Source organism: Oceanobacter mangrovi (genome assembly GCF_019740315.1).
GTDB classification, from domain to species: Bacteria; Pseudomonadota; Gammaproteobacteria; order Pseudomonadales; family Oceanobacteraceae; genus Oceanobacter; species Oceanobacter mangrovi.
Genome location: NZ_JAHXZR010000003.1, coordinates 221,930 through 234,546 on the forward strand (window position 1 = coordinate 221,930; position 12,617 = coordinate 234,546).

Annotated in this window: 14 protein-coding genes; 10 read left to right on the plus strand and 4 right to left on the minus strand. The window is 55.2% G+C overall.

What is annotated here, in order from left to right; all coding sequences use genetic code 11:
• Positions 1–82: 82 nt before the first annotated feature.
• Positions 83–979, minus strand: coding sequence for a delta-class carbonic anhydrase (locus tag K6123_RS07780; protein ID WP_246624680.1), 897 nt, complete (start codon positions 977–979; stop codon positions 83–85).
• A gap of 151 nt (positions 980–1,130) precedes the next feature.
• Entirely contained in the window at positions 1,131–2,036 is a 906-nt protein-coding gene (locus K6123_RS07785; protein ID WP_221796168.1) for a LysR family transcriptional regulator, read from the minus strand.
• Positions 2,037–2,208: 172 nt separating this feature from the next.
• On the opposite strand from K6123_RS07785, the gene K6123_RS07790 reads away from it, so the two are divergent.
• From K6123_RS07790 to K6123_RS07805, 4 genes are all read left to right on the plus strand, one after another.
• Entirely contained in the window at positions 2,209–2,919 is a 711-nt protein-coding gene (locus K6123_RS07790) for an alpha/beta fold hydrolase (RefSeq protein WP_221796171.1), read from the plus strand.
• 110 nt (positions 2,920–3,029) lie between these two features.
• Positions 3,030–3,470, plus strand: coding sequence for a nuclear transport factor 2 family protein (locus K6123_RS07795; RefSeq protein WP_221796175.1), 441 nt, complete (start codon positions 3,030–3,032; stop codon positions 3,468–3,470).
• A gap of 107 nt (positions 3,471–3,577) precedes the next feature.
• Complete coding sequence (locus K6123_RS07800) at positions 3,578–3,943, plus strand: protocatechuate 3,4-dioxygenase (protein WP_343223974.1); 366 nt, start codon at positions 3,578–3,580, stop codon at positions 3,941–3,943.
• Positions 3,943–4,788 (plus strand): class III extradiol dioxygenase family protein, encoded by an 846-nt coding sequence (locus K6123_RS07805; RefSeq protein ID WP_221796178.1) that lies wholly within the window; start codon positions 3,943–3,945, stop codon positions 4,786–4,788. The genes K6123_RS07800 and K6123_RS07805 overlap by 1 nt, the downstream gene beginning before the upstream one ends.
• 143 nt (positions 4,789–4,931) lie before the next feature.
• Here the strand turns inward: K6123_RS07805 and K6123_RS07810 are convergent, their stop codons facing one another.
• The gene (locus K6123_RS07810) at positions 4,932–5,156 is read right to left on the minus strand and encodes a hypothetical protein (RefSeq protein WP_221796180.1); all 225 of its coding nucleotides are present in this window, start codon (positions 5,154–5,156) and stop codon (positions 4,932–4,934) included.
• 172 nt (positions 5,157–5,328) lie between these two features.
• On the opposite strand from K6123_RS07810, the gene K6123_RS07815 reads away from it, so the two are divergent.
• A complete protein-coding gene (locus tag K6123_RS07815; protein ID WP_221796183.1) occupies positions 5,329–6,234 on the plus strand; it encodes a LysR substrate-binding domain-containing protein in 906 nt (301 codons plus the stop codon).
• 11 nt (positions 6,235–6,245) lie between these two features.
• On the opposite strand, the gene K6123_RS07820 is transcribed toward K6123_RS07815, so the two are convergent.
• Positions 6,246–6,953 carry a GntR family transcriptional regulator gene (locus tag K6123_RS07820; RefSeq protein WP_221796187.1) on the minus strand — a complete coding sequence of 236 codons (708 nt, stop codon included), beginning with the start codon at positions 6,951–6,953 and terminating at the stop codon, positions 6,246–6,248.
• A 259-nt stretch (positions 6,954–7,212) separates the two neighbouring features.
• Between K6123_RS07820 and K6123_RS07825 the strand changes: the two genes are divergently transcribed.
• From K6123_RS07825 to K6123_RS07845, 5 genes are all read left to right on the plus strand, one after another.
• On the plus strand, positions 7,213–8,280 hold the full coding sequence (locus K6123_RS07825) for an aromatic ring-hydroxylating oxygenase subunit alpha (protein ID WP_221796190.1): 1,068 nt from the start codon (positions 7,213–7,215) through the stop codon (positions 8,278–8,280).
• Positions 8,281–8,283: 3 nt separating this feature from the next.
• Positions 8,284–9,255, plus strand: a complete 972-nt coding sequence (locus K6123_RS07830) for a PDR/VanB family oxidoreductase (protein ID WP_221796193.1) — start codon at positions 8,284–8,286, stop codon at positions 9,253–9,255.
• Positions 9,256–9,403: 148 nt separating this feature from the next.
• Positions 9,404–10,477 (plus strand): TRAP transporter substrate-binding protein, encoded by a 1,074-nt coding sequence (locus tag K6123_RS07835; RefSeq protein ID WP_246624681.1) that lies wholly within the window; start codon positions 9,404–9,406, stop codon positions 10,475–10,477.
• Between the two features lie 82 nt (positions 10,478–10,559).
• The gene (locus tag K6123_RS07840) at positions 10,560–11,780 is read left to right on the plus strand and encodes a nucleoside recognition domain-containing protein (RefSeq protein ID WP_221796196.1); all 1,221 of its coding nucleotides are present in this window, start codon (positions 10,560–10,562) and stop codon (positions 11,778–11,780) included.
• Positions 11,781–11,951: 171 nt separating this feature from the next.
• A complete protein-coding gene (locus K6123_RS07845) occupies positions 11,952–12,539 on the plus strand; it encodes a DUF2889 domain-containing protein (RefSeq protein ID WP_221796199.1) in 588 nt (195 codons plus the stop codon).
• The last annotated feature ends 78 nt before the right edge of the window (positions 12,540–12,617 follow it).

The window sequence follows — 12,617 nt, forward strand, 5'->3', positions numbered from 1 at the left end:
GTTGTTTGGTCTTCGGCAAGCCAGAGATGGCTTGCCTTTTTTCGTATAGGGTTAATTGCCAAGCGGTGCCAGAAGGGCAGGGTTAGTTGCCAAACGGTGCCAACAGGGCAGGGTTGATGACCAGATTACGCACGCCGTGGGCGTATTTTTCATCAAAGGGATTGCTGTCACACCAGCCTTGCATGCTGTTGATATCCACTTTGGCGACTTTCGGGCGAACGTTCCAGCTGACCTGAAACGGTGAGCTTTGCTCATTGTATTTAGGGCCGGTGGTGGAACCTTCATAACTGACGGGAGTGCCGGTATTGGCAGGAATACCGGTCGCCTGATGTTTACCTTGCTGATATCCAACGGCAGCCAGTTGGCTGAAGTCGAGAGCAGCGCGATCATTCACCAGCACATAAACCTGGGTTTCAACCCGCAGCTGGGGATTGTTAATTGCTGAGTTGAAACAGGCATTGAGGGAATAGCCGGGCGCGACTTCTGCACTGGAGTAAACATAGTGCACTTCAATGGTGTCGCCGCTTTGCAAGGCTCCATGTTCGCCGTGGCAGACCGGTTGCGGCAAAGGCTGCCGTTCGGCTGCGCTGAGTTGGCCGTTATACAAATAACCCGAGCCATAACCATGGCCATCGCCGTTGCCCGCATAACGGGTAAATTCACCGCCCTTATGCTCGGCGCCCTTATGCAGGTGGATGTTGCAGAGGTTCATGCGACTGCGCTCTGGAGCGCTGGCAAACTGCACCGGATTACTGCCTGAACCGGAATCAATATCCCGCGGCGACTGCGGTCCGGCCAGCTGGCTGTTGGCAGCCAGTGCCTGACGTTGTTGTTCAATCACGGTGTCACTGACGGCTGTTTGTGGCTGCTGATCCTCATGGCCATTGTGGCTATCGTGATGAGGAGTGCTGCTACAGGCTGACAGCATCAAGGTGGCCGTCAGCAAGGAAAGTGTTGTAGGAATGGCAATGTTGGGCATTGGAGCAGGTCCTTGTGCTGATTCTTGTTGTTGTCCGTCCATTGGAAGAACGTCCGGCATCATAGAAAAACCACATTATTTGTACAGATATAAGTTGTTCTGTATGGCCTGGCTGCGAGCTGCTGCCAATTTGTTACCAATAAAGCCGCATTCAACTCCAGTCGGCACCGGCTTCATTCAGTTGTTCGATATCCTGGCGCAGCCATTCACAGAGGGCGACTACGCGGGCGAGCTTTTCATTGCGCTTGGGGATATGGGCGCGATACCAGCGATCCTGGGGCGGAAACTGCGGCAGCACTGTCATCAGCTGACCCGATGCCAGCCCATGACGGGCGATGTAGCCCGGCAGAATCGATACCCCCAGGCCCTGTTGTACGCCCAGAAGCAGCGTGTGGTTGTCGTCGGCACTCAGGCGTGGCTGGACATCGACGTAAACTGGCCCGCGTTCGGATTCAAAGGCCCAGGTGTTGCCCTGTGGGCTGAATACCAGGCAGTCGTGACTGACCAGTTCACTGGGGTGATTGATAGGCCCACGCTGGGCCAGATAATCCGCCGAGGCGCACAAACACACCCGGGTTGGTGCCAGCGGAACCTGTACCACGCCGTCGTAATGGGCCAGCCGGCCGCTGATCATGATGTCGATGTTTTCTTCCAGCGGGCTGACCGAACGATCCGTCATCAGGGTTTCAATGGTGATGCGGTCGTGAGTCGCCATGAAACGGGTGATCGAGCGGGACAGGGTAGCCATCGACAAGGTGGTCGGCAGCATGATGCGTATATGGCCTTCGAGCTTGCCATCATCAGCTCTGGCATCCTTGATCAGGCCATCAAACTCCGCCACGCACTGGCGCACGCCGGGCAATAGTTTGGTGCCAGCATCCGTCAGTACCACTGTGCGGGTGGTGCGTTCAAACAGCCGACAGCCAAGGGTTTGCTCCAGCTGGGCGATACGTTTGGCAACTACCGATGGCACCACATGCAAACTGCGGGCGGCGGCAGCAAAACTGCCGTAACTGGCGACGGCCATAAAGGTGCGAAAATTGGTAAGCGTATCCATGGATGATTGACACTGATCAGTCTGTAACAAAGATTGATTCCAGATCGAGCTTACAGAGCGCTCAAAATGGCGTTTTTAGTTGCGATCAGGATCGGCTAGCATGGTTGGCAAGTCAAACCTATAACAAGATGACGGCCCGGATTCTACGGGCTGATACAAGGCAGAGGTATTTATGGTTTCCGAGCTGGTGTTGCTTCCGGGGTTGTTGTGTGACGACGCAGTCTGGCCGGATCAGGTTGCCGGTCTGGCGCCGGTTCATTGCACCATTGCGGACTATGGTCAGCTGGACTCGATCACCGCCATGGCCGAACAGGTGTTGCAGAACAGTCCAGAACAATTTGCGCTGGCGGGTCATTCGATGGGGGGCCGTATTGCACTGGAAGTCTGTCGGCTGGCTCCGGCACGGGTCACTCACCTGATACTGCTGGATACCGGTTATCAGAGCCGTGACCCTGGTGCCGCCGGTGAGAAAGAAAAAGCCGGTCGTATGGCCTTGCTGGAAATCGCCCTGACCCGCGGCATGCGCGCTGTGGGTGAAACCTGGGTGCAGGGCATGGTGCATCCCGAGCGCTTGCAGCAGCCTGAGTTTATTGAACAGATTCTGGCGATGATTGAACGCAAGACGCCGGAGATTTTTGCCGCCCAGATCAACGCCTTGCTGAATCGCCCGGACGCTACTCCGGTGCTGCAGGCACTCAAATGCCCAACGCTGCTGATTTGTGGTCGGGAAGACAGCTGGAGCCCTGCCGCCCGTCATGCCGATATGGCCGAGCTGGTGGCGGGTTCAAGCCTGGAAATTATCGAGCACAGTGGTCATATGAGCACCATGGAGCAACCCGCAGCAGTGACCCGGGTTATGAGGGACTGGTTGGCAGCGCATTAACAATAAACCGGTTCGGCCATATCGGCTGGCCTGGCGTGAATAATAACAATGAAAAAATACGGCGCTGGATATGGCGATAAAACCTATCCGGCAGCCTGGCAGGTACCGCTATGAATACTGAAAACCAACTGCAAATTGAACGTGATTGCCAGCGGCTGATTCTTGATGCCGTGCATTATGTTGATAACCGCGAATTTGAAGCCTTTGCCGACTGCTTCAGCCGTGAGGGCAAATTGTTTCGTCCCGGTCAGCCTCAACCGCTGCAGGGTCGTGAAGCCATTCTGGCTGCTTATCTGAGCCGTCCGGCCACTCGAATGACCCGCCATATCTGCACCAATATGCGGGTGCTGCCGGAAGCGGATGGCCGTATGCGGGTGACCAGCTATGTGTTGCTGCATGCATCGGGTCTGTCCTCTGCAACTGAGACTACCACTGCCACGGCTGACCAGCCTGCGGCGGTCGAAGTGAAAGTGGGTGAATTTGACGATTTGTGCGTGTTTGAAGATGGCCGTTGGCTGATTGCCGAACGCTCCGCGCGTTTTGTGATGTAACCGCCCGTCCGAAAATACGGACTTTATTTCATTAAAACCAGCCGCACTCTTGCTCTTTTATTGATTTGATAAAGAGGGTTGGCGGCTGTCCGCTGGAGACAAATCCTGTGACTGCACCTGTTGATAACGTCGACAAATGGGGAATACCCGGTACCTACGTGTTTGATTTGCAATTATCACGGCAGGGATATCCGGTTAATAAAATGTGTAATTCGCTGAAGTCGCAACAGAACCGCGATGAATATCTGGCTGATGAAGAAGCCTATATGGCGAAATATCAATTAAGTGAAGAACAGAAGCAGGCGATTCGCGAGCGCGACTGGCTGAAGCTGACCCAGCTCGGCGGCAACCTTTTTTTCTTCCTCAAACTGGCGGCCACGCTGGGCTACGGTCTGTATCAGATTGGCGCCGAAATGCGTGGTGAAAGCTACGAAGAATTTATGGCAACACGACAGGTTCCGGGAGCAGTCTGATGGCAAAACTGGTTGCAGGTATTGGCTCGTCTCACGTGCCTTCCATTGGTCGTGCCTATGACCAGCACAAACAAACTGATCCGGCCTGGCAGCCACTGTTTGACGGCTATGAGCCGGTCAAACGCTGGCTGGCGGAAGAGGTCAAGGCTGACGTAGTGATCCTTGTCTATAACGACCATGGCACCGAATTTTTCCTTGATCGTTACCCAACCTTTGCAATGGGCGTTGCTGACAGTTATCAGGTTGCTGATGAAGGTTATGGGCGGCGGCCGCTGCCGGATTTCCGTGGCAACGTTGAGTTTTCCCATCACCTGGCCAATCAGCTGGTGGCGGATGAGTTCGACCTGACGCTGTGTCAGGAAATGGCCCTCGACCACGGTTTCCTGACCGCCATGCCGCTGTTGTGGAACCACACGGAAGACGAATGGCCAGTGCAGGTAGTGCCGCTGTTGGTGAACGTGATTCAGCACCCGATGCCAACCGCCATGCGTTGTTACAAGCTGGGGCAAGCACTGAAACGGGCGATCGAAAGCTGGCCGGACGACCTGCGGGTGGCGATTGTTGGAACTGGCGGGCTGTCACATCAGCTCAATGGCGAACGCTTTGGTTACATCAATGAAGAGTGGGATCAGCAATGGCTCGACAAGATCCAGAGTGAGCCGCTGTCTCTGGCCAATCAGACCCACAAACAAGTGATGGAAGCCGCTGGAGCCGAAGGTGGTGAAGTTATTATGTGGCTGGTGATGCGCGGAGCCATGGCTGACGAGGTGGAAGAGAAACACCGTTTTTATTATGCGCCTATGACCACCGGCATCGCCGTACTGGCGTTAGAGAACAAGGAATAATGAGTGGACTATAAATAGGTCTTGCTGAAGAACCTGGCGGGTCGGCGGTGTGGGCTCGCCTGACTCGATTCGCTGAGCAAGCCGTCAGGGTCCGGGCAGTCCGGCCCAGAAGCTATTTCCCTGAAACGGTACCCTGATGGTGATTAATAGTTCGGATGAGTCAGGGTGAATTGCAAATCGCGATCGGCGCTGGTCATTTCTTCGTGTTTGGTGTCGGCCTTAACATTTTTGACGGCAACGGTGGACGCTTTGGCTTGGGTTTCGCTCTGGGCGTTATTTGAGTTTACCTTTTCAGCAGGCGCTGCCTGAGCGATGCCAGCAAGACCAATCAGTGCAGCAGCGAGGGTGAATTTTTCGAGACCTTTCATTGAATGTACCTCTTTTATGACGCGCTTTTTCAAGCAGGAAGGGGGGCAGGGAAAAGCTGATTTACGAAGGGATCGTTCGGCGTTTCTTTAACCTGAGGCTATTCTACTGTTGTGGGTGTGTCTCGATAATATGGCAGAAATACCAAAGATTAGTGCATGAGAGCAACAATAAATGGACGATCTGAACGACCTTTTTTTCTTCAGTGCGGTGGTTAAGTACAACGGCTTTTCGGCAGCGGCGCGGGCGATCGGGGTAGAAAAAACCCGCCTGAGCAGACGTGTCGCAGAGCTGGAGAAACGGCTGGGCTTGCGGTTACTGCATCGTTCTACCCGCTCCATGAGGCTGACCGAGGCGGGCGAACGCTTTTATCTGCAATGCCAGAAGCTGGTAGAAGACGCCCAAAACGCCTATGAAAGTGTTGCCGAGCTGCAGCATGAACCCAGCGGCAGAATAAAACTCAGCTGCCCGGTGATTCTGGCGCAGAGTTACCTGGCGCCAATTTTGGCGGGTTATATGGAGGCATACCCCAAGGTGTCGCTGGTGGTTGCGGCGACCAACCGGCAGGTCAATCTGGTTGAGGAAGGCTTTGATCTGGCATTGCGTGCGACCCCGGTAATTGAAGATTCGTCGACCCTGGTGGCTCGGGAGCTTGGTGGTGCCAGTCGGATTCTGATCGCCAGCCCGGGGTATCTGCAACGTCATGGTGACCTGGACTCGCCAACGGACCTTGGTGCACTGGCGAGTATTACGGATATTCAGGATGGCGGTGCGCAGTGGTTGCTATCGACTGCGGACGGTCGGACGCAGTCGGTGCAGCTCAAGCCCCGGCTGGTATCAAACGATCTGCGTGTGCAGGTTGAAATGGCGATAGACGGGATGGGCATCGCCTTGCTGCCTGAGCCTCTGGTGGCAACGGCGTTGCGGGATCGACAGCTCATTCGTGTCTTGCCGGAGTGGAGCGGCTCTCGCCATGCGATTCATCTCGTTTACCCTCGTCCAAGAGGCATGCTGCCGTCGGTGCGCAGCCTGATTGACTATTTACGGGAAGAGATTCCGAAGATCATCAATCAGGGCTAGCGCAAACAGGATCAGCTGGAAGTCTTGCGGCGGATCCGGCGACTGCGTTCGTTCTGCTGTTCTTCGTCGGCATAGTTGAGCGTGGTGTTGGCGTGTTCGCGCATCAGGCCTTCAGCGCGGGCGCTTTGGCCACGCTCCAGCGCATCAACGATGGAGTGGTGTTGCAGGTGAGCGTAATAGAAACGGCGGAATTCGCGCTCAGGCTGGTTGGGGTCAACCGCCAGCGCTTTTACGGAAGCAAACGGCAGGTGCTGGTTGCGGGCAAGGGCTTCGGCAATCGCCGGGTTGTGGCTGGCGTTGACGATGGTGTCGTGAAACAGGCAGTTCATATCGTGGTAACTGCCGAAGTCGTCGTCGGTCAGGTGGCCCTTGACGAACAGCGCGTCGCCATCACGCAGGCATTGCTTGAGTGTTGGCAGCACGTTTGGATCCAGTCCGCGTTCGACCGCCTGACGGGCTGCCAGTCCTTCGAGTACACCGCGCACCTCGATGGCGCCGGTGATGTCCTCGGGGGAGGTTTCACGGACGGTGTAGCCACGCCCGGCCTTGGTCAGGAAGCCTTCCTGTTCGAGCGCCTTGAAGGCCATACGCACGGGCATACGGGAGACGCCAAGGGACTCGGCTGTGGGAATTTCTGCCAGTCGCTGGCCGCCCTTGAGGATGCCATCGGCAATCTGTTTGCGCAGGGTTACCAGTACCTGTTTGCCGGTCGATGCCATGGTGCGGGGGTTCCTTTTGGGTCTGACAGCTGGGCTGAATTGAATGGCTATTGGATCCGAATTGTAAAACAGGCTGCAACAAAATGTCTGAATGGCTAATTATCTCGGGTTTCTGGATCCCGAATGACCTTTAAATGTACCAAAATAAGCCATTTTAGCGGTGATTTGCTGATATGGATCTGAAATTTGTATTTAATTGGATCCAATAACCGTTGGCGAGATGATTCAGCCACAGCAATAAAAACAACAGAGGTTGCCCATGTTTATCAAGAATGCCTGGTACGTTGCCTGTACCCCAGCCGATATTGAATCCAAACCACTTGGCCGTACCATCTGCGGCGAGAAAATGGCCTTCTACCGTGATGAAAACGGTACTGCTGTGGCTGTTGAAGATTTCTGTCCTCACCGTGGCGCGCCGCTGTCACTGGGCTATGTTGAAGATGGCAAGCTGGTATGTGGTTACCATGGTCTGGCGATGAACAGCGATGGCTCGACTGCCAGCATGCCGGGTCAACGTGTGCGCGCCTTCCCATGCGTGAAGTCTTTTGCCGTGATTGAACGTTATGGCTTTATCTGGGTTTGGCCGGGTAACAAGGCGGACGCCGATCCCGCCAAAATGCATCACTACGAATGGGCCGAAAGTGACGAATGGGCCTACGGTGGCGGTCTGTACCACATCAACTGTGACTACAAGCTGATGATCGACAACCTGATGGACCTGACCCACGAAACCTACGTTCACTCAACATCTATCGGTCAGAAAGAGATCGACGAAGCGGCACCGGAAACCAAAGTTGAAGGCGAACAGGTGCTGACCCTGCGTGAAATGGAAGGCATCAAGGCGCCACCATTCTGGCAGATGGCCATGCGCGCCAACGATCTGGATCCAGAAGCAACCGTAGATCGCTGGCAGGTCTGTCGCTTCACTCCGCCAAGCCACGTCATGATCGATGTGGGTGTTGCACTGGCCGGTAAAGGTGGCATCAATGCCGAGCTGAAAGATCGTGCCTCCAGCACCGTGGTTGACTTCATTACTCCTGAAACCGAAACCTCGCATTGGTACTTCTGGGGCATGGCCCGTAACTTCAAGCCGCAAGATGCTGAACTCACCGCTTCCATTCGCGAAGGTCAGGGCAAGATCTTTGGCGAAGACCTGGAAATGCTCGAGCGTCAGCAGCAGAACCTGCTGCAATGGCCAGAACGTGACTTGCTGAAACTGAACATCGACGCCGGTGGCGTACAGTCCCGTCGCATTATTGATCGGTTGCTGGAGGAAGAACGTGATTCGTCAGTGATTGCCTCCGACTCCCTGCGTAAAGGAGCCTAAATTATGACTGCTCTGATCGACGTTGAAATTCGTTCAGTGCAGCGTCAGTCTGGCCGCGTCAACAGCTATGAGCTGGTGGCGCTGTCGGGCCAGCCGTTGCCTGCTGCCACCGCCGGATCACACATTGATGTGCACCTGCCAGTTAGCGCTGACAAAACCCTGATTCGCCAGTATTCACTCTGCCAGGACGGTTCTGATCCAGCGGTTTACCGTCTTGGTATCCAGCGTGAAGCGGAATCCAAGGGTGGTTCTTCCTACATCCATGAGCACTGGAAAGTCGGCACCCGGCTGCAAATCAGCACGCCACGTAACCTGTTTGAGCTGAACCCGGAAGCGACCCATTCGGTGCTGCTGGGTGGTGGTATCGGCATTACGCCAGTAATGGCAATGGCGTGGCAGCTGCACGCTGCGGGCAAGTCTTTCGAGTTGCACTACAGCGTACGTTCACTGGCTGATGCGGCCTTTATCGGTGAGCTGCAACAGGCACCGTTTGCCAGCCGTGTGCATGTGTACCTGGCGGAAGACAACAGTCGGCTGGATCCGTCCCGCGTGCTGTCCAAACCGGGTATGACGACGCATTTGTACGCCTGTGGTCCGATTGGCTACATGGACTTTATCTGGGAAGAAGCACAGGCCCTGGGCTGGGCCAACAGCCAGCTGCATCGCGAATATTTCGACGCGCCAGAGCCGCAGGCTGAAAGCGATGAAACGCCATTCCGTGTGCGTTTGAACCAGAGTGGTGCCGAGTACGATATTCCGGCTGACCAGTCTGTTGCCGAGGTGTTGATGGCTGCCGGTGTGGATATTCCGCTGTCATGTGAGAAGGGTATTTGTGGTTCCTGTCTGACTCGCGTGATCGACGGCATTCCAGACCATCGTGACCTTTACCAGACGGAAGAAGAGCAGGCTGCCAACGATCAGTTCACGCCATGTTGCTCGCGTTCAAAATCACCGCTACTGGTACTGGATCTCTGATTCCTGGTGATATTTGAGTTCGTCTAACCAATTTTTGACCGAAGGAAAACCTGCTCGATCGCAACACCGAAACAACCAATAAAACATAACTAAAATAAAAGCAGAAACTGCTTCAACAAGCGCACGATAATTATAAAAAGGCAAAGGTATGAAGATAAAAACCTTAATGGAATCATTGCCATTGCGGGCTTCCGCTTTGGCAAAAGCTCTGGCCATGACCGTGTCTATCGGAGCAGCATCCGCTGCCCTGGCAGCCGAACCTGAATACACTTTCAAACTTCATCATATGTCGCCACTGACTTCCAATGCGCATATGAACTTCCTTGAGCCATGGGCCGAGAAGGTGATGAAGGAGTCTAACGGTCGTATCAAGATTGATATCTATCCTTCCATGCAACTGGGTGGCAAACCACCACAACTGTACGATCAGGCACGCAAGGGCGTCGCTGATATCGTCTGGACCGTCGGTGGCTACACACCTGGCCGGTTCCCGAAAGCGGGGGCATTCGAGCTGCCGTTTATGGCCACCTCAGGCAAGGTCAGTAGCCAGGCCTTACAGGAATACGCCGAGCAGGAAATGCAGCAGGAGTTCTCAGATGTACACCTGTTAGCTTTGCACACTCACTATGCCGGTTCGATTCTGGTACGTGACCGCGCCATCAACAGCATGAAAGATATGGAAGGCCTGAAAGTTCGGGCGCCTAACAAGCTGATGGCGGAAGCGCTGGTGCGCGTTGGCGCGTCTCCTGTGTTCCTGCCAGTACCGTCGCTGCCATCGGCTATTTCCAAAGGCGTTGTGGATTCCGCACTGCTGGCCTACGAAGTGGTAACACCGCTGAAAATCCATGAAATGGTGAAATACGCCACCGAAATTCATGGCAAGCGTGGTTTGTACACCCAGTTCTTTATCTTCGCCATGAACAAGGACAGCTACGACAAGCTGCCTGCGGATCTGCAGAAGGTGATTGATAACAACTCGGGTATCGAAACTGCGGGCTGGATTGGTCAGGTTTGGGATACCGCCGAAGTGCGTAATCGCCAGACTGTGGTCGACAACGGCAACAAGATCAATGTGCTGTCGCCAGCAGAGACCGAGCGCTGGAAACAAGCTATGCAGCCGGTCACCGACGACTGGATCGCCGAAATGGATAAGGAAGGCTACGACGGCAAGGCGCTGTACAAGAAAGCCAATGATCTGATCGAGAAGTACGAAGCACTCTGATTTCCAGTATTCCGATACTGGACATGCCCGCCATTGCAGGCACACTGTGGGCGTCTTTGCACCGCGCGCACAGGAAGCTGTTTTGAATCTGGTCTGGGCATGTTTTTTTCTTGTGGGGATCGCCGTCGCAGCCATTCGCTGGCTCGGCGGCGAAACCGACATCTTCCAGCTGCTGGTGACTGCCAGCTTCGATATGGCCAAACTGTCGGTGGAAATCGCCATTGGCATGGTCGGGGTGCTGGCGCTCTGGTCCGGGCTGTTCCGGATTGCTGAGCGCGCCGGGCTGATCGATATTCTGGGCCGTGGCCTGCAGCCGCTGTTCCGTCGGCTGATGCCGGAAATTCCGCCTCATCATCCTGCCCAGGGTGCCATTACCATGAACCTGGCTGCCAACATGCTGGGGCTCGATAACGCCGCTACGCCATTGGGCATCAAGGCGATGCAGGCGCTGCAAGATCTTAACCCGTTCAAGCACACCGCCAGTAATGCCCAGATCCTGTTTCTGGTGCTGAATACCTCATCGGTCACGCTGTTGCCCGTCACGATTTTTATGTACCGCGCCCAGCTGGGAGCGGCCAATCCTGCCGACGTTTTTATCCCGATTCTACTGGCCACCATGGCCTCGACCCTGACCGGCTTGTTGCTGGTGATGTGGATCCAGAAAATCCGTATCGACCGGGTTGTGATTGCTTATCTGGGCGGGCTGGTGGCACTGGTGGCCAGTCTGGTGTTCTGGCTGGGGTCGCTGTCATCCGATGTGCTGGCGAGTTATTCCGGCCAGCTGGCCAATGCTGTGCTGTTGCTGGTGGTCGGCTGTTTTCTGCTGGCGGGCCTGAGCGCCAAACGGCCGGTATACGAAGACTTTATTGACGGTGCCAAAAGCGGTTTTGAAACCGCCGTACAATTGATTCCCTATCTGGTCGCCATGCTGGTGGCAATCGGGGTTTTCCGTGCCAGTGGTGCGCTTGACCTGTTACTCGATGGCTTGCGCTGGGCGCTTGCCGGGCTGGGGCTGAGCAGCTGGTTTGTCGACGCCTTGCCAGTCGCCTTTATGAAACCCTTCAGTGGCAGTGGTGCCCGCGCCATGATGCTGGATGTGATGAGCAGCCATGGTGTTGATTCGCTGGCGGGCCTGCTGGCAGCGGTGATGCAGGGCAGCACCGAAACCACGTTCTACGTGCTGGCAGTGTATTTCGGCGTTGTTGGCATCAGCCGGATTCGTTACGCCCTGTGGGCCGGGCTGGCTTGTGACGCTGCTGGCATGACAGCGGCGATCCTGATCTGTCACTGGTTTTTTGGCTGACGGTTTTGGGCTGGATAGACAGTGGCTGTGACAGGGTCTGGACCTGAATGGCCTATACGAGCCAGCCACTGATACAAACTGTTTTCTGCGGCAATTGTTGGCAAGACTAATCAATTGGCTGGAATGGAGTATGATGGACGATTCCACTTCGTCCAGCTGTTACGACTTGCCATGACTACTGATACCCGCAACACCAACGACACTGTTACCCGCACACCTCTGCACCGCCGCCAGATCGACGTGCAGGGCTATTTGCGCAGCGATGGTTTATGGGAAGTGGAAGCCGTCATGCAAGACACCAAAAACTACGATTTCAACCTGCGCGATCGTGGTTTGCTGCCGATTGGCGAATACCTTCACGACATGACCCTGACGCTGGTGGTCGATGACCGGCTGGTGATTCAGGATGTGCGCGCCAGCATGCGGGCGACCCCTTATCGCGATTGCTCCGGTGCCGAGCCCCGTTATGAGCAGCTGATCGGCATGAAAATTCGTGGCGGCTGGATGAACGAAGTGAAGGAAAAGCTTGGCAAACAGCATTCCTGTACCCATCTGACCGAGCTATTACCCGTGTTGGCAACGGGCGCTTTCCAGACCATTCAGGGCTACCGGCTGCAGAATGACCGCGAATACGCCAGCAGTGGCCGCAACCGCAGACATATGCAAAACACCTGTTATGGCTACCGTGAAGGCGGCCGGGCGTGGAATTCCCTGTGGGCCGAAGAGCAGGGGGCTAAAGAACAGGGGGCCGAGGAATAAAGGAACGAGAAGCAGGGGATGAAAAATAAACCCTGTAGGTCGAATAAGACCAGTAGTGGTCGCCATCCGACCATCTAT

Bases quoted from the DNA above. Each gene is read 5' to 3' on its own strand.
- K6123_RS07785 (WP_221796168.1), bottom strand. From the start codon at position 2,036: ATGGATACGCTTACCAATTTTCGCACCTTTATGGCCGTCGCCAGTTAC.
- K6123_RS07845 (WP_221796199.1), top strand. From the start codon at position 11,952: ATGACTACTGATACCCGCAACACCAACGACACTGTTACCCGCACACCT.
- K6123_RS07825 (WP_221796190.1), top strand. From the start codon at position 7,213: ATGTTTATCAAGAATGCCTGGTACGTTGCCTGTACCCCAGCCGATATT.
- K6123_RS07780 (WP_246624680.1), bottom strand. From the start codon at position 979: ATGCCCAACATTGCCATTCCTACAACACTTTCCTTGCTGACGGCCACC.
- K6123_RS07815 (WP_221796183.1), top strand. From the start codon at position 5,329: ATGGACGATCTGAACGACCTTTTTTTCTTCAGTGCGGTGGTTAAGTAC.
- K6123_RS07820 (WP_221796187.1), bottom strand. From the start codon at position 6,953: ATGGCATCGACCGGCAAACAGGTACTGGTAACCCTGCGCAAACAGATT.
- K6123_RS07805 (WP_221796178.1), top strand. From the start codon at position 3,943: ATGGCAAAACTGGTTGCAGGTATTGGCTCGTCTCACGTGCCTTCCATT.
- K6123_RS07835 (WP_246624681.1), top strand. From the start codon at position 9,404: ATGAAGATAAAAACCTTAATGGAATCATTGCCATTGCGGGCTTCCGCT.
- K6123_RS07810 (WP_221796180.1), bottom strand. From the start codon at position 5,156: ATGAAAGGTCTCGAAAAATTCACCCTCGCTGCTGCACTGATTGGTCTT.
- K6123_RS07790 (WP_221796171.1), top strand. From the start codon at position 2,209: ATGGTTTCCGAGCTGGTGTTGCTTCCGGGGTTGTTGTGTGACGACGCA.
- K6123_RS07830 (WP_221796193.1), top strand. From the start codon at position 8,284: ATGACTGCTCTGATCGACGTTGAAATTCGTTCAGTGCAGCGTCAGTCT.
- K6123_RS07795 (WP_221796175.1), top strand. From the start codon at position 3,030: ATGAATACTGAAAACCAACTGCAAATTGAACGTGATTGCCAGCGGCTG.